Annotated in this window: 5 protein-coding genes; all 5 read left to right on the top strand. The window is 62.3% G+C overall.

Annotated features, from left to right (window positions below; genetic code table 11):
* Window positions 1-147: 147 nt before the first annotated feature.
* The 5 genes from LDB29_RS15255 to LDB29_RS15235 all read left to right on the top strand — a co-directional run bounded on the left by LDB29_RS15255 (window position 148) and on the right by LDB29_RS15235 (window position 18,297).
* Window positions 148-1,899, top strand: a complete 1,752-nt coding sequence (locus LDB29_RS15255) for a DUF2341 domain-containing protein (protein WP_257554659.1) — start codon at window positions 148-150, stop codon at window positions 1,897-1,899.
* Window positions 1,900-1,923: 24 nt separating this feature from the next.
* Window positions 1,924-2,343 carry a biopolymer transporter ExbD gene (locus LDB29_RS15250; protein WP_257554657.1) on the top strand — a complete coding sequence of 140 codons (420 nt, stop codon included), beginning with the start codon at window positions 1,924-1,926 and terminating at the stop codon, window positions 2,341-2,343.
* Between the two features lie 161 nt (window positions 2,344-2,504).
* The gene (locus tag LDB29_RS15245; RefSeq protein ID WP_257554653.1) at window positions 2,505-3,236 is read left to right on the top strand and encodes a TonB-dependent receptor; all 732 of its coding nucleotides are present in this window, start codon (window positions 2,505-2,507) and stop codon (window positions 3,234-3,236) included.
* Between the two features lie 34 nt (window positions 3,237-3,270).
* Window positions 3,271-5,082, top strand: a complete 1,812-nt coding sequence (locus tag LDB29_RS15240; RefSeq protein WP_257554652.1) for a putative porin — start codon at window positions 3,271-3,273, stop codon at window positions 5,080-5,082.
* 177 nt (window positions 5,083-5,259) lie between these two features.
* Complete coding sequence (locus tag LDB29_RS15235) at window positions 5,260-18,297, top strand: filamentous haemagglutinin family protein (RefSeq protein ID WP_257554651.1); 13,038 nt, start codon at window positions 5,260-5,262, stop codon at window positions 18,295-18,297.
* Window positions 18,298-18,329: the final 32 nt, after the last annotated feature.

Raw genomic sequence — 18,329 nt, 5'->3', positions numbered from 1 at the left:
GTTGGAGCAATCCGGCCAAGGCGAACGAAATCGACATGAGGGGAGGGCGGCGAACCGTCGCCCTCCATCGGCAATGGGCGCCATGAGCGCCTGCAGATTCAACGCCCAAGCGAGGGCAGTCAAGTGACAGGAAGCAGGGGCGGCAACATGGGTCGACTGAAACTAAAATGGCTTATCCCGGTGGTTGCGATGACCGCCTTCTCGACGCCAGCCATGGCGTGGTGGGAGGCGGATTACAGCTACCGCACGAAGATCAATCTCAATGTGGATGCGGCGGGCATCACAGGTGAAGTGTCGCGCGCGCCGGTGCTGGTACGTCTGCACTCGGGCAACTTCAGCTTCAAGGACGTCAAGGCAGACGGGTCTGACCTGCGGTTCGTGGCGGGCGACGATCGCACACCCTTGAAGTTCCACATCGAGAAGTGGTCGCCAGCGGACGAGCAGGCGCTGGTCTGGGTCGACGTGCAGGGTCTTCAGCCGGGTGCGGCATCGGCGATCTACGCTTATTATGGCAATGAAAAAGCGGCGGCCGCGCAGGATGTGGCGGGCACCTATGGGGCGGATTACCGCCTTGTCTATCACTTCAACGACGAAGGCGCCGCCAAAGACGCCACGTCGAACGGCAATAATGCCACAGGAATAGCGAGCCGCAACGGCGCTGGTCTGATCGGGTCGAGCCTGCTGCTCGACGGCACGACGCCGGTGGGCCTGCCTGCTGGCGCGTTTGCCAATGGCCCGCTGTCGATCAGCTTCTGGGTGAAGCCGGGTGGCAACGGCACGGTGTTCAGCCTGCCGGGCAGCGTCAGCCTGGTCGCCGAAGGTGGTCAGCTGTATATCGATCAGGGCGGCAATCGTTCGTCGGGTGGAGCTCTCGCCGCTGACAGCTGGGCGAACGTCGCGCTGGTCAATGACGGCACGAAGAGCGCGCTCTACATCAACGGTCAGCCTGCCGGTGAAGTGACCGGTGCGCTGGCCGCCGCCACGGGCGCTGCCGTTCTCGGCCAAGGCTTTGCCGGTGAAATCGACGAACTGCGCGTCGCAGGTGCTGCGCTGCCGCAGTCGGCATTCCAGCTAGCAGCCGCCAGCGAAGGGCAGTTGTCCAAGCTGGTCACGACAGACACGCCCCAGCAGGTCGAGACCGGCGGCGGACATGGCCATTTCGGCATATTGTTCGGCGCGCTGACGTTCGACGCCTGGGTGGTGATCATCATCTGCGCGTTCATGCTGCTGGTGGCCATCGCGATCATGATCAGCAAGGGCCTGCTGATCGGCAAGGTTCGCTCGGCGAATGAAGCGTTCCTCGAAGCCTACCAACGTTACGTGAACGAGAATGGGCGCGGGCCTCGCAATCCTCATGACGGATTGCCGGCGTTCGATCCCGGATCGGCGGCGACGGACTCCACCTTGGGGCGTCTGTATCAGATCGGTCGTCGTGAACTGACCGAGCGTCTGAAGGAAGGCAAGGCGACCGGTAGCCGGTTCGCGATCCGCAGCCAGTCGATCGCGGCGATCCGCTCCGCGCTCGACGCTGGCCGAGTGCGCGAGGGGCAGAAACTGAACGCGCGGCTCGTGCTCCTGACCATCGCCATCTCGGGCGGCCCGTTCATCGGCCTCTTAGGCACAGTGCTGGGCGTGATGATCACGTTCGCAAGCGTGGCTGCCGCCGGCGAGGTCAACATCAACGCGATCGCGCCGGGTATCGCGGCGGCGCTGCTGGCGACGGTGGCGGGTCTTGCGGTCGCGATCCCGGCGCTCTTTGGCTACAACTATCTGCTCAGCCGCATCGAGGAGATCACCGCCGACCACGACATCTTCGTGGACGAGCTGGAGAAGCGTATCGCCGAGACATGGCAGGATGTGCCTTCGGCTCCCACCCCAGTTCCCGCGCACGCGGCCTGACCCTAGGGCAAAGGAGACTGAGCCATGGGAATGCAGGTCGGGGGTCCGAAGAAGCCCTACAATGAGATCAACATCACGCCGTTCGTGGACGTGGTGCTGGTGCTCCTCATCATATTCATCCTTATGACGACAGCGGCGGTGCAGGGGATCAAGGTGGACTTGCCTTCCGCCTCCTCGGCCAAGACGCTCGAAGCCCAGAAGAGCCGGGTGATTGCGGTGAGCAATGACGGGACGGTGTCGATTGATGCGATCCCGGTGTCGATGAGCGAACTCGAAGCGCAGCTGCGTTCCTCGATCGCGACGACACCGGACCTCGCGGTGATCCTGCGCGGTGATCGCGCTGTCCAGTACGACAAGGTCATGCAGGTGCTCGACCTGTGTTCCAAGGTCGGTGTGCCGAGCCTTGGCATGGCCTCCACGCGTCCGCCTGGCGGCGGGGCTTGAGAGGGAGCGATGTTGACCATCGACCCTTCAGCCAGCCTCAGGGCAGTGGAAAAGGTCGGGTGTGTTTCCCGACGTCTCCCTTATGGCCTGCTGGCGTCAACTCGGGCGACGTATAGCGCACCCGATGAACGTCAGTGCGTGCTCATGCGAGGAGCACACTGATGGCAGCCGCATCGTTGATGCTACCGGAAGGTCCTGACGGGCAGCGTCGCAAGAAATCGCCGATTACCTTCGGACGAATACTTGCGGTGGTGGCCGTTGGGCTTGTCCTTGCGATAGGCTATAATTTCCTGGGCACGCAAACGGTCAGCGATCGACCCAATGAAATGAAGACGACGCAGGTTATCCTGCCGCCGCCTCCACCGCCACCTCCGCCCCCTGAGACCAAACCTGTGGAGCAGCCACCCGAGCCGACGATCGCACCGCCGATCGAGCAGCCGGTCGATACGCCGCCGCCCGATCAGGCCAACAGCGACCCCACTCCTGGAGACAACGCGCTTACGGCGCGTGAAGGCGCCGGGCCGAGCAACTATGGCCTTGGGGTGGGCGATGGCGGCGGCGTTCGCATCGGTGGGCGGCCTGGCGGCGGTGGAGGCTCAGGCGGCGGCATGTCCGTCGGCATGTACACCAGCTACCTCAAGTCCACCTTGCAGGAGCGTGTTCAGGACGATCCGCGGCTCAGTCGGCTCGTTTTCTCGGCCGATTACACCCTGACGGTTACACGCGATGGTCGCATCACCGGCGTAACCTTCAGAGATGCGAGGGGTGGAAGCGATGCGGACATGCGGAAGCTGACGGCGCTTCTGCAGGAAGTTCGCGGGCTCGATCCACCGCCATCGACCATGGTCTTTCCACAACTTGTCACAGTTCGAGGGCGCAAAAGCTCTCTCTGATTATCGAAGCCCGCGCGGGCAAAGGGGATTTGGAATGTCACAGCGATTGAAGTTTCTGCGAACAGGGCGGTTGATGCTTACCACATCGCTGTGCGCAGCGGTGTTGTCTGCGGCGCCGGCGTTCGCGCAGGAAGCTCAAGGCCAGGCCGCGCAGCCTGACAGCGCCGTGGCGACCATGGTGAAACTCCTCGTAGACGAAGGCATCGTCACTCCGGAAAAAGGCGCAGCGCTGATGCGGCGTGCTGAAGCCGAGGCGGCTCAACGTGCGGTGAACGCGCCGCCGCCACAGTCTGCCGAGTTGGCGCCGCCCCCTGCCGGTGCGGTCCGTGTACCCTATGTCCCTGAGACGGTGCGTGCCCAGATCAAGGATGAACTGCGCCAGGAAGTGCTGGCCCAGGCTCAGGCCGAACGCTGGGCTGCGCCCGACAAGGCTGCGCCGGACTGGGTCGACAACATCCGTATCCATGGCGACTTTCGTTTTCGCTCGGCATCGGATTTCTATTCCAAGGACAATGCCATCGGCCACTATGCCGACGTCGCAGCCTGGAATGAAACAGGTCCCTATGACCTTTCCGGCATATCCCGGCAGGCCTTCCCGTCGCTCAATACGACGCGCGACAAGATCAACAACATGCAGATCCGCGCGCGTATCGGCATCGAGGCGACAGTGGCAAACCGCTTCCAGCTCGGTTTCCAGCTCGCCACAGGTGATGACGCTGGGCCGATCTCGACAAATTCGGGGCTGACTGGCGGATTCCGCAAACGCGATCTGTGGATACAGAACGCTTATGTGAAGGGCGAAGTCTATCCCGGTCTGACAGCAATGCTGGGCCGGTTCGACAATCCTTTCCGTACCACCGATCTCATGTTCGATCCCGATCTGGCGCTGGACGGCGTTTATGGCGAGGCGAACATCACGAAACTGCTAGGAAATGAGGATTTCCGCTTCGCGGTCCGCGGCGGCGCGTTCCCGCTCCAGTTCGAGCCCGGCAATTTCCCGTCCACATCGACGGCCAAGCGCAACTGGCGTGATCGCTACATGTTCTCGCTGCAGGCTGAAGCCGGCAAGGAATTCGCTGGCGGCATAGACGTGAACCTCTCCGCTGCTTTCCATAACTTCACCTACATGCGCGGTCATGTCTCGACACCCTGTGACATCTTCTCGACCGTCAATGTCGAATGTTCGACCGATATCTTGCGGCCACTCTGGTCCAGCAAGGGCAATACGCTCATGTATCTGCGTGACATCGACTATACCTATGCCGACCCTGGCGATGAGCGTGAGCCTCAATATCTGGGCCTGAAGTATGCCTATCGCGTGCTTGATATCAACGGCTCGGTCACGGTCCCGATCAGCGAACGCGTCAAGGCGCGGCTCACTGGCAGCTATCTGTACAACTTCGGATTTGATCCGGAGAACAACTGCCTTCGCGGCAACGTCGGCGCACCGATCACCAACGTCGAGATCACCGACCCGACCAACGTGAACCAAGGGGTCTGCGACGCAACCAATCCGGCGAAATTCGTAGGCGGCAATCAGGGCTACGGCGTTTACTTCTCAATCGGCGACCCGGCGCTTTACAGCGTCAATCCCCGCCGGGCAAAGCGCGGCTCGTGGGCAATCAATGCCGCGTACAAATATCTTGAAAGTGACGCCGTCCCCGACGCGTTCACCGACTCCGATTTCCGGCTCGGGGGCACCAACGTCAAGGGTTACGTGATAGGCGGGGCTTATGCACCGTTTGACGGCGTGACGCTCGCCGCGCGCTGGTTCTCGGCGAACGAAATCGTCGATGCGCCATTGAGGATCGATGTGCTGCACGTCGATCTGGGCTTCGCCTTCTGAGGTCGCGATGATGATGCCTTTTTCCTCCCTTCCTGAACAGGCCGGACGGTTAGCGAGGCGTCCAGATTCAATCCTCATGAATGTATGGCGGCAGGCTCCTTTTCCAGGCTGCCCTGCACGCGTTCCCAATCAATTTATCTTTGCCAGAGCCGAGATTTTGTCGGCTGGAGCCTTGTCATGATCGCATCTTCGTCCCTGCGTCCGGCCTTTGGTCGCCGTTTTCTCTTCCTGGGTGCGAGCCTTGCGGCGATTGCAACCGCACTGCCCGTGGAGGTTCAGGCGCAGACGCTGGGTGCTGCCGTTGGCAAGCAGACGCAGGTTGGCACGCCGCGACCGCAGACCACGGTGCCGGTACGTTCGGGGACAATGCAGGGCGCACTCCAGCGACAGCAGACAACGCAAGGTCGGGTTGACGAGATCCGCGCCTACATCACCTCTATCCGGGAAGCAGCCAACCGTGGACCGGTGGTGGACGGGCTCGACCGCAATGGCCTCGACCCTACCGACGCGATCCGCGAGGCGATCGCCGCAACGCGCGCGGGTAATACGCAGCGCGCCAGCGAACTGCTGGTCAGCGCCGGTGCGCAGTACGACATCACGGGTCTCAAGAGCTGGCAGGGAGCGGGATTACCTTCGCAGACCACGGGCGCAAACGGACATGTGACGGTCACGATCGACCAGACGCAAGAGCGGGCGCTTCTGTCGTGGAACCGGTTCGATATCGGTGCCAACACGACGCTCCAGTTCAACCAGAAGAGCAACGGCACCGCGCAGCCGGGCTGGGTCGCGGTCAACCGGGTCACCAACGCCACCGATCCGAGCCTCATCCTAGGCAACATGAAGGCCGACGGCACCGTCGTCGTGCTCAACCGCGCCGGGATCATCTTCGGCAAGGACAGCCAGGTCAACACGCACTCACTCCTCGCGTCGACGTTGGAGCTGGGGAACGCGGCGCGGTTCGTTGCGGGGAGCAACACGACCCTTCGTGCTGCAACTATTGCAGAACGCAACTTAACGTTTCTGGAAGATGGTCTTTTCACAGCACCGGACGGAACCGCCTTCGCCAAAACCGGCAACGATGTGTCCCTCCTTGTGTCGTCCGATTTGGATCCGACTTCCGGCGGCACTGGTGGTCCTACGAGCTTTGTTGATCGTCCCGAAGGAGGGATTGTCGTCGATGCTGGAGCCCGCATCGGGTCCGGGCAGGGCGGATATCTGTTGCTCGCCGCTCCCTCGATCAGAACTGCAGGCGCTCTCAGCGCTATCGACGGCCAGGTCAGCCTTCAGGCTGGGCGCGCCGTCAGCTTTGCGCAAAGCTCCGGTGCGGCGACTAGCCCGGACCCCAATGTGCGGGGCTATTTGTTCAACAGTTTCGTTTATGATGGCTCGTCAAATATTCTCGTAGATCGCCCTGCAAATCCGAGTGACGGTCACATTCAGGTATCGGGATTGATCGAATCCCGCCGCGGCTATCTTTCTCTCGGCACCAGCGCGTTCGGGTCCATTGATCTCTCGGGCCTGCTGTCCACGACCACAAGCGTTTCGCGCAACGGGAAAATCACGCTCTTTGGCGGCGACATCACGCTGCATGGAAATGCCAATCCCGCACTCGCCAGCGGGATTGCAATGTTCGCTGACACCAATGGTGAAACGATACCGATCGGGACGCCGAATGAACCTGCGGGCTTCAAGAGGTCGCAACTCGAGATCGGCGCTCAAATCAGCGCTCCTGGGGTACCGTTTGGAGGGTTGGTGCCGGCCAACGTCTCGATTGGCCAGAATGCTGTCATCTACGCTCCAGGCGCAGATGTTTCGGTTGGTCGCACCACGACGAATCTCGTGCCTGCTCTCGGTCGCGGCAGCGTGCTGATCGCGCCAAATGCCATCATCGATGTAAGCGGCTTGAAGGACGTCAAGCTGGACGCTTCGAGGAATTCGATCGAGATCACTCCGGTAAAACGAAATGAGCTGCGCGACACCCCTAACTACCGCGAAGTCGAAGTCGACGGCAACTTCTCGCTCAATGGCAAAACGATCTTCATCGACCCTCGCCTCTCGGGCGTACGCGAGGATGGCGTCGCCTGGGTCGGGTCGCCGCTGATCGAAGCCGCCAGTATCGCAGGTCAGCTCCCGGCTACAGCCCAGGAACTGATGACGAAGGGTGGCTCGATTTCATTGCAGGGCGAGCGTGTCGACGTTGCCAATGGCGCCACGGTCGACATCTCCGGGGGTTGGGTAAGCTACGCCGCCGGCGCACTCAAGACAAGCAAGCTGGTGACCTCCGATGGCCGTGTAGTCGATATCTCGCGGGCAAATGCGAACGACGTCTATGTGGACGTGATCACCAGCACTACCGAGGTTCGCCAGCCCCGCTCGGGCATGCTCCGCAACTGGATGATGGGCGTCGGCCAAGGGCAGAAGTTCGATGCCGCCTACGATGAGGGGCGCGACGCCGGCGCGCTGACGATCAGCGCCGCGGCTGTTACGATCGATGGTGCGGTCCATGCCAACGCTTTCGCCGGTGCACGCCAGATAGCCAAAGGTGACCGACCCAGCGTTGCGCCTTCGGGCTTGGGTCGCGGGTTGCAGGCGTCGACATATGAGCTCCCGGCAGGCGGGGCGCTCAGTGTCCAGACACTCGGCGATGTTCTAGTCTATCATGGCACACGTGGGACGGGAGCAGCCTACCCCGCGGAACTTCTGCTTTCTGACAGTATGCTCAACCTTGCTGGTCTCGCGCAACTCGACATCGTTGCTGCGGGGAACGTGACCTTTGCGGATATTGGCGCGCAGAATTTACAATCGCCTGATGCGTTGTCGATTACGGGCAAGTCCCATCTCATTCTCAGCCCAGGTGGGGTTTTGTCCGTACTGGCGGGCCGAACGATCCGGTTCGACGGGACGGTAGAAGCCCCCTCAGGCTCGATTTCAGCACGTACCGTCAACGGGTTCGAACCGAGCGAAGAAGATTTTCCGATCGTTTTTGGCGCGGCGGGCTCTATTCACCGCTCGGATGATGATGTCGCCACGCTTTACGCGACCGACCCCGGAACGCTGAGGCCCTTCGATATTATCGTCACCGGCAAGCTCTCAACCGCCGGACAATGGGTGAATGATAATAACTCTCAAAGCGGGCCGCGCGGAGGCGCCTGGCGCGACGGCGGCAGCATCTCACTGCGATCTGCCCGAAATGTCATCGCTGCGGTCGGCGACAGTCTCGAGACGGCAACTCAGGCTGTAGACCTTTCGGGCAGCATTCGCGTGAGCGGAACACTCGACGTCAGCGCGGGCGGCTATGTCACGCCGACCGGCAGCCTGATCCTCGACGGCAAGGGCGGCGATATCTCGCTGCTCAACGAAACGGTGTACGCATCGTCGAAGCTGACCAATACGGACCCGAGTTCAGCTATTGGCTTGCCTGCCGACGATCCTCTCTATGGGGCCAACCAATCGGTCGAATTTACGCCGCGCCCGTCAGCCGGCTCCGGACTTTCAGCGACATTGCCCCATCTGGTCGCAGATCCCCGTTCAACAGTCGATATCTCGCAAGCGTCGATTCTGGGGTTCGGCTTTGCCGGTGGCGGGACGTTCAAGCTCGTCGCGCCCGATGTGAGCTTCGGCTCGGACACTCGCGCCGGAAGCACGCACATCGGCCTCGATTTCTTCCAGCGCACTGGGTTCGGCACGCTCGACGTATCGAGCTACCGCTCGCGCATCGTCGATGATCTCTTCGCCAATGACCGGGTAGCGAAGTCCGCTTTCCTCGAGACCACCCGCTTTGTGGTCAAGAAAGGTGAGACGTTCGACCTCACGCAATGGATGCTACCGACGCTATTGACGGCCGATCAGAGCAAGGCGCTGCGTGGGCTCGAAACCGGGTCTGATCTGCTGACCCAGTCGTTCCTGGTGCCGACCACCAACGTCGCCCTGTGGGACCGCAAGGCCGCGCATCTGGTGCTCGGGGGTCTGACCGAACTCGACGTGATGGCCGGTGGTTCGATCATCGGTGCGCCTGAAGCGTCAATCACTATCGGCAAGCTCTACAATGCCGGCAATATCACTCTGCACGGCGGGTCGATCCGCCAACGCAACGATCTTTCTGACAGTCTGATCGTCGGCGGCTTTGGCGTTCGCGATACCGATCTTGGCGGGAACGGTCTTGCCGATGCCTTCGGCGGCACAGTGGACAGCCAAGGGCGCTTTCTGGAAAGCGCGGTTAGCGCAGCTGATCCCAGACTGACCAATGGGCAATTGGTGTCGGAAGTGGGCGCAGACCGGATCGTTCATATTCTGGGCGTGTTGGATGCCGAACAGGGCATTGTACTTGATCGTGGCAGTGTCACCGATCTTTCCGGCGTGGCTCTTTTCGATCCCCGCGCGGTCACGGTTGGAGGAAGAATACTTCGCAGCGGCCGTGTGGTTGATGGCGGCACGATCGCGCTTGAGGCCGTTCGTCTGATCAACCGCGTTCCGGGCAGCGGAAGCGCATCTTCCGGGCGCACTCTCGTGCGCGACGACCAGGCCCGTCTCGACATCAGCGGAGCCGCTGCAACATTCGAGATCAGCAATGGCAGAGGCGGCTTCAGTCCTTGGCTCGAATGGAGCAGGGGCGGGTCCATTTCTGCGCTTGGCGGTGGATCGCTCGGCTCTACCGCAATCGACGCCCGCGGCGGCGATATCCGTGCCGAGGGTGGGACGCTGGAATGGCTACGACCGACCGTGGGGACAGGTTCGGCCGACCAAGCCGATTATCTTCCTGTCGGTTTGATCCAGGGTAGCGATTTCGACACGTTGATAGCGCGTGGCTCGCTCACGCTTGATGGCGATTTCGATCTTTCACTGCGCAAAGCTCTGATGGTGACGTCGCAGGATCGCACCCAGTCCGCGAACATCGGAAGCGAGGCAGTCAGTCTGGGGGTAACGGCGGGTTCGAATGTGCGACTGGCTTCGAGGTACATCAGGCTTGCAAGTACCTATTCCGTCTCGACGGCAGGCATGGGCGGCGACGCCGCCAGTTCGCTCGTTCTTCAAGGCGGTCTGCAGGGGATTGATGTCGTTGGCGGGATTGCAATCGGCCAGATCGGATCATTCGAACTACGCACGCCGGGCGATGTCCGCTTTACCGGCGTGTATCATCCGTCCACCGGCCAGATTGCCAACTATTCGGGCCAATTCAGCGTTGTCGGCGACCTCACGATCGACGCGCGTCGCACCTACGCCACAACTGGCACCGGTAATCTCCAGGCACTTCTCGAGAACACAAACGGCACCATTAAGACGCCCTACGATATCGCCGTCATCGGTAACCACACCATACGGTTTGGGAATCGTTATCTCGACCCGGCGGCGCCGCTTCCACTCACAGCCGGTACCCATCTTCGTGTGTTGGCGGCCCGAATTGTTCAAGATGGATTTCTGGCGGCGCCACTTGGTCAACTGACGCTTGGCAGCACCTCGACCGTTTTACTTGAGGGCGGAGATTTGCGACAGGTCGCACCAACCGAGACGCTCACTTTCGGTCGTGGCAGCGTAACGTCTGTATCCGGTGCGGGCCTGACGGTGCCCTATGGCACGACCACAGATGGGGTTGAGTATTATTTCCCGACCGTAGCGACCCCGCTGACCAAACTCCCTGTCGGCGAGCTTGCGTTGTCAGCAGGTTCGATCGTGCAATCCGAAGGTGCGCTGATCGATGGCCGGGGCGGCGGAGACGTCTACGCCTATGAGTTCCAATCGGGCATAGGCGGCTCACGCGACGTCCTCGACCGCTTCAACCGCGACGCGTTCAGCTCGAACCACTACGATCCCGTCACCGGGACGGGCTACCAGTTTCCCGACCAGCGGCAGGTTTATGCGCTGGTGCCGGTGTCCGATGCTGGCAAGATCGCGCCGTACGATCCGATCTATTCGGCCGATTATGGCGATCTCTATGGCGCGCAGGCGGGCCGCTCGGTGCATCTCGAGGGCGGCAACGGCATCGCTGCGGGCGAGTATCTGCTGGTCCCGGCGAAGTACGCGATGGCGATCCCCGGCGCGCTGCGCCTGGTCGAGAATACGGGTGCTGCATCCCCGCTGCCTGGAAAGAGCACGAAGCTGCTCGACGGCTCGATCGTGCTCGGCGGCACCTTCGCCTTTGCAGGGACCGACATCGCCGAATCCACGCGGCATAGCTTCACCGTGCAGACGAAAGACGTCTTCACCAAATACTCCACCATCAAGACCACGCCGGGCTCGGACTATCTGACCGGCCTCAACCCGGATGCGCGGCCGCGCCTACCGCTCGACGCGGCGCGCGTGGTGCTGGCCCCGCTCAATGAACTGAAGGTCGCCGGGGTGTTCGACCTGACCGCGGGCGAAGGCGGCCAGGCCGGGCAGATCGACATCCTTGGCTCCAACATCCTGATTGCGGCGGCCGATGCCGAAGCGGCCGAAGGGATGCTGCTGATCTCGGATACGACGCTGGCCAAGCTCAACGCGCCCAGCCTCCTGATCGGCGGGCGGCGCACTGACAATGCCGACGGCACGACAAGCATCGCGGCAACTGCGACCAATATCACCGTGGCCGGAGGCGCGAGCCTGCAGGCCTCGGAACTGCTGCTCGCGGTCGGCGGCGACGGCTCGGCGCTGGCCATCGAGGACGGCGCGACCCTCACCGCGGTCGGCGATCCCGGCATCCTGACCGATGCGGACTACAAGGCCACTGGCGCCGGCTCGATCCTGCGCCTCGCCAATGGCCCCGAGCGTCTCGTGGCGCGCACGAGCAGCGGCACGTCGACCCTCGACATCGGCGCGGCGTCGCTCACCGGTGAAGTCCTTGCCCTCGACACCAGCGGCAACTTCGTGGTCGCCGAAGGCGCGACGCTCGATGCCAGGTATGCCGCGATCTCCGGCGCGGACATCCGCTTTGCCGGCGGTGGCGATGTTGCCGGTGAACCCGGCGCGATCGGGACCAGTCTCGCTGCCAAACTCGGCGCGGCCGAGCGCCTGACCGTGCGCTCGCCGGGTTCGATTCGCTTTGCGGAAGGATCGTACCAGTTCAACGACCTGGTGCTCGACACCGCGAGCCTCGCCGCCGACGCGCAGGCAGCAGCCGGATCGGCCGTGCGGATCGAAGCGGGCAACGTGCGCCTCGCCAACAGCGGCAATGCGGCCGATGGCTGCGTCAGCAGCGCGCTGTGCGGCTCGGCGGGCAGCCTGACCCTCGATGCGACCACGATCAGCCTCGGCAACAATGCCGTGCGCGCGGCAGGGTTCACCGACAGCCTAACGCTGGCGGCCAGCGATGGCCTCTATGTCGAGGGCAAGGGCAGCTTCGATACCGGCGGCGCCGGGCTCACGCTCAACACGCCGTTCATCGCCGAACGCTCGGCCAAGGCAGATCCGCGCAATCAGACGGTGCGGCCCGACTATACGTTCCTCAGCACGGGGACCGTAGCAATCTCCTCGACCGGCGCGAACCCTGAGGCAAAGATCGAGGGCAACGCGGCCCCCGGTGCGCGTATCGCGTTCGGCACGATCGACGATCGGGTGCAGTCGCTGGCGATCAGCGGCACCGCGATCCGCGCGACGGCGGGCATCATCGATGTCCAGTCCGCAGGCGATGTGAGCCTTACAGGCGCGACACTCAGCGTCCTCGGCTACGAGAAGGTGTTCGGCGACGAGGTCGATCCGGTGACCGTCGCTGCCGGTGGCGGCACGATCAACCTGTTCTCGGCCAATGGCGGCATCACCACCGATGCGGCATCCGCGCTGATCACCGACACCGGCAAGGGCAATGCTGGCAGCCTCAACCTGCTGGCTGGCAACGGCGCGGTCACCCTGCTCGCCGCGCTCAACCCCGGCCTCGCGGTCGATCCCGAAGCGGAAGGCGTTGATCCCGACGCCAAGCCGGTTCTGCGCAGCGGCTCGTTCACGTTGGACAGCGGGACCGGCAGCTTCGACTTCGGCGGCTTCGTCGAACGCTACGGCACGCAGTTCGGCGGCGACGTCTGGGTCCGCACCGGCGCGGGCGATCTGACGCTGGCCGAGGGTCAGTCGCTCAAGGCCGAGAAGGTCACCCTCACCGCGGACGGCGGCAGCATCGGCATCGCTGGCACGCTCGACACATCGGGCGTCGACGTCACCGGCATGACCGCCGATGCCGCGCGCAACGCGCGGGTCAATGGCGGCGATATCGCGCTCTGGGGCCAGAACGGGGTGACTCTCGCGGCGACCGCGAAGCTCGATACCCACACCAAAGGCTATGCCGATACCGACAGCCGTCCGGCCAAGGCCGGCGATGTCATCCTCGGCATCGGCTCGGAGAGCGCGTCACTTACCATCGCCAGTGGCGCCACCATCGATGTTGGCGCGCGCCGGACACAGGCAGCATTGGTAGCAGGAGAAAGCGGCGGCCGACTGATCCCCAAGATCGTCACCGATACGGTGACCGGCAATGCGGTGACCGTCTATGAGTATGCTGCCCCCGATCAGGGTGGTGACGTTATTTTCCGGGCTCCAGTCATCGGGACCGATCGCAACAAGGTCGCGCTCTCGCAGCGCGGGGCCATCGTCGGTGCTGACAGCGCCCAGCTCGAAGCGTTCCAGCGCTACGATCTCGACGCGATGGCTGACAGCGGTTTCTACTCGGGCATCACGCGCGACGCCGATGGCGCGATCCTGCTCGACTTCGGCGCCACCGGCGCGAACCCGTTTACCACCGATATGGCGCTTGCCGACGGCACATCCTCGCTGGTCCGGTTCATCCAGGACTTCGACGTATCGACCGTCGACGGCTCGAGCCTTGATAGCATGCGCCTGCGGCCCGGCGTGGAGCTCGCCTCGAAGGGCGCGATCGAAACGGTCAGCCAGTGGAACCTCGCCGCCGCCACCTTCTCGCCGGAGCAACTGCAGGCAGCGGTCGATGCCGGCGTGCTCGAACTCATACCCGAGATCTCCGGCGGCACACCACGTTACAAGGTCGTGCCGGGCAAGGAAGGCCAGCTGCTCGATCACCACGCCACGTTCCTCTATCGCACCGATGGCGGCTCCGCGCGCGGCGAAGCGCCTGTCGTGACCCTGCGCGCAGGCAACGATCTCACAATCAACCGCTCGATCTCCGACGGCTTCTTCACCTTCCGGGATCAGTCAGATCCCAACTATATAGATCAGCAGCTCGGTGGCGGTGATCGGACCTACCAGCCGGCGATCCAGTTCGGCTGCGGCAATAGTAGCTCGACCGGCGTGTGTGGTGAGATCGCAAACTATGTTGTCGGCGGGCCCCGGCCGACTACGAACGCTCGTATCAATATCTCTCTCAATCTCGCTGCGCAAAAGGGCAACACGTCGGGCGGTGGCGGGGGAGCGCCGATGACACTCGCCGGCAATGCAGCCGACGCTGGCGGCGAAGACCGGAATTCGCTGGCCTTCGCTGAACTGTTCCCCCTGCTCGACGGCGATGTCGCGATGCACTCCTCGGACCTGCGCCTTGTGGCAGGGACCGGAAGCACCCTGTCCGCAAATCCTCTTGTAACTGATCGCGCAAGTACCGCCGACCTGAAGATACGAGGTGAGTATAGCTATGACGTCACCGCGACAGCTGGAGCCATAGGCTATGGCGGAGCCTTGCAGTTCCGCCTTCAACGTCCAACCGGATTCGACGCGATCTCGGTGGATATCGGTGATCTGCTCTCGGGCTCTGATCCCGATGGCGGCCTGGGGGCGCTCGACCCGAACGCCTATACTTTCCTGAACTGGGGAACTGGAAGCAGCGGGCTCGCCGCCGATACACGGGCTGCTGCTCGCGCATATTTCGCAGGAAAAGGCTACAGCTTCATTGGGAGCGCGACAAATCCAAGCGGCATCGATGCTCCGCTGAGCGAAATTGTCGGGTTTCTCCAGCATTTTGAGAGCCGCTATGTCGCAGGCGTAGTAAGTGGCGCCTATGCGTCGGATCGGTCCGCGCCTCCACTTCTGGCATACGAACAGCCCAAAGCCTATGTTCGCTCGGTCGTACGCAGCGGAGACGGAAGAATTTCCGCAGCGGCCGCGCGCGACATCGATCTTCGTGCGACGACCGACACTGTCTACCGAGACGACAAAGGAATTGAATTCGCCGCTCCGAACTATGGGAACCTGCAGGAAGCACTGCAAGTCGGTGGAAGCGCGCTCTATACGGCTGGCATCCGCGTTTCACCCGCCGCTATTTCTGCCCGGATCGTCGGCGGCGACACCGTTTCGATCCTTCCGGACAGTGTCTATTTCACGGGTGCTGCAGAAGATCCCGATTTCACGGTATCGCCCAAGTCTTTGAGCAACATCGGGCCGGTCCTTGCCCACGGTGGCGGGAACGTCGAGGCTAGTGCGGGCCGGGACATTCTCGCTCGCCGTGACGTGTGGAGCGAATACTTTCTCCGCACGGGCGGTCAGCTCACGGGACGTCGAAGCACGCGCGACGAGAATCTGATGGGGAGTCCCACGCAGCCTTGGCGTGTGGGAACGATCGGTTGGGACACTGAAATAGGCATTGCGCCGCAGTATTTCACGAGCGGGATTGCCGCGCTTGGCGGCGGCGATGTGTCGATTTCCGCTGGGCGCGATATTCGCGAACTCATTCTCGCCCTCGATACGAGCATAACGACCACCACGACTTCGGTCGGCGCCGCGATGCTAACTTTTGGTAGCGGTGATCTCACCGTTGCGGCAGGGCACAATATCGCTGCTGGCCGGTATGATATCGCAACGGGTCGAGCAACAGTCCGTGCCGGACAAGACATCACTGCGTTCGGAATTGAGCCGCAAGCCGGGAGCGTGGCAGCGCCCCAGCATCTCCGCATTCGGCTTACGGATGCCGTCGTCGATGTGTCAGCCGGGGGATCGGCTACCATCGCGAGTGTATCAGCCCTCGGTGCCGGGAGAGACATGGCGTCGTGGGGAGTGAATGGTTTCTTCTCTGCAAGCGGGGCATTCAGTCTCAGTGCCAACGAAGATGTCGCTACGGCTCCGACCGGGAATTTGGTCTACCCCGATCAGCGGACCTCGCGAGGGCGCCATATCCTTGATTTCGGGCAGAGCGAGCCAGACGTCGAGTTTCGCTACACACAGATTCTCCCGCCCTCAGTCTCGATGACTTCGCTATCGGGCAGTGTGAAGCTTGCCGAAGGGGTTCCTCACCTTCTGTTCCCTTCCTCGCTGGGACAACTGCGGATCTACAGCGCAGGAAGTGTTCGCAATCTGGCAATAGCGATGAGTGATGCCGACCCGTCGCTGATGGGCGGCGCCTGGTCGGATCAACGGATCCAGCGCGTGAGGTTCGAACTTCCCTGGGTCAATGCGCTCACCAGCAATGCCGAATTGCGCCTTCAGCACAATCGGCGGATCACTCACCTCGGAGACCCTGAGCCCATCCGCATCCACAGCGGCGGCGATATCGACAGCTCGGCGCTTTTCCTGCCGAAGCAGGCCCGCGTCACTGCTGGCGGCGATATCGTCGATATGTATTTCATCGGTCAGAATATCGACGCCGAGGATATCACACGGATCAGAGCCGGCGGCGATATCAAGGGCACGATCCTGGGGAACAGCGGCACGCTACCCTATGTGAGATCGAACAATTTTGTTCTGGGCGGTCCTGGCTCGCTTATTGTCGAAGCCGGGCGGAATATCGGGCCATTTGTCACTTCGGCAAACATCAACCAGATAGAGTTCAATTCCGATGGCAGTTCCGCCGGCACGATCGCCGTCACTTATGCCGGCGGCATCCGGACGGTTGGCAACGACCTCAACCCCTGGCTGGACCGCGACGGCGCTGATCTTAGCGTGCGTTTCGGTATGGCGGGAGGTGCGAACTATGCCGCGCTACGCGAAACCTATCTCAACCCGGCAAACTTCGCGAAACTTGATGGTGATCTGTTTGAGCAGGTGACCGATACTCTGGGGAACCAGCGTCCAGATCGCACCAAGCCGATATACGCGCCGCTGCTTGCCACATGGCTGCGTGAGAACCAGCCGGAGGCCTTTGCTGCGATATTCGCCGGCGAGAGCTTCGAGGATAGCGCCAGTGGGCAGGCGGCGCTCGCAAACGCGGCCTATGGCAAGAGCGGCGAACTGTATGCGGCTTTTGCGAAGATCGACCTGCTCCGCCAGCAGGGTTTCCTGATCGACCAGCTCTATTTCAATGAACTCGCCGCTCCAGCGGACCCCAACGGGTCATCCTATCTTCAGTATGTGCGCGGCTATCGGGCCGTTAACACGCTCTTTTCGCCGGAGCGTGGCTACACGGATAACCTCGCTCCCTATACGCTCGACCCATCGACCGTGAACGAAGATCATCCGCTCGGCGTTCCGGTTCGAAACATCGTAAATGGTCAGCCGCAAGCGGCTGAGCGGATCGTAACGGGTAATGCCGATCTTCGCCTCGCGACGATCCAGACCGCGCGTGGAGGAGACATCTCCATCCTGGCCCCGGGCGGCGACATGATTGCGGGTTCGGTGGTTCGCACCTCCGAGCAGGTGGCACGACGCTATACAGCGTTCACGGGCTACAATCCCGCTGGACTCCAATCATTGCCAACCGGCAATTTTGCACGGCCGGAGTCGGCCCGGATCGTTTCCATTCCGGCTGGGTTCGAAGGTGTCCTGACGCTCGAGGGCGGCAAAATTTTCAGCTTTACTGATGGCGACTTCATCCTGAACCAGAGCCGCGTTTTCAGCCTTGCGAATGGCGACATCACCATGTGGTCATCCAATGGCGATCTAGCCGCGGGTCAGGGACCGAAGAGTGCTTCGAGTTTCCCGCCCGTGACGGTCCGCTTCGATGAGAACGGGTTCACAGAGGTCGACAGCGCAGGGAGCGTATCCGGTGCAGGAATCGGCTCGTTCAAGCGCGCTCCGAATGATCCACCGTCAAATGTTGTTCTGATTGCGCCAGTTGGTGAAGTGGATGCGGGCGATGCCGGCGTGCGCGCATCAGGCAATATCATCGTTGCGGCGGCACGCGTCGCTAATGCCGACAATTTCAAAGCATCCGGCGATATTACCGGCGTGCCCACGACTACGGCTACGATGGCGGTGGCAACGCCGCAGGACGCGGCCTCGTCGGTCGCAGCACAAGCCGCTCAGGCCGCTCAAACCAACAGGCAGAGCGATCAGCGCTCGTTGATCACGGTCGATGTACTCGGGCCGGCAAGTGACGGGCGCTGCGATCCCAACACCCCCGGCGATCCGGATTGTAGATAACAGCATAGTTTTTAATATTTGGCCGGAATTTC

The sequence above is a fragment of the Sphingobium sp. CFD-2 genome (assembly GCF_024611135.1).
In the GTDB taxonomy this organism is placed as follows: Bacteria; Pseudomonadota; Alphaproteobacteria; order Sphingomonadales; family Sphingomonadaceae; genus Sphingobium; species Sphingobium fuliginis.
The sequence above is the reverse complement of the archived record's forward strand: the minus strand, read 5'-3'. Positions and strand labels throughout refer to the sequence as shown.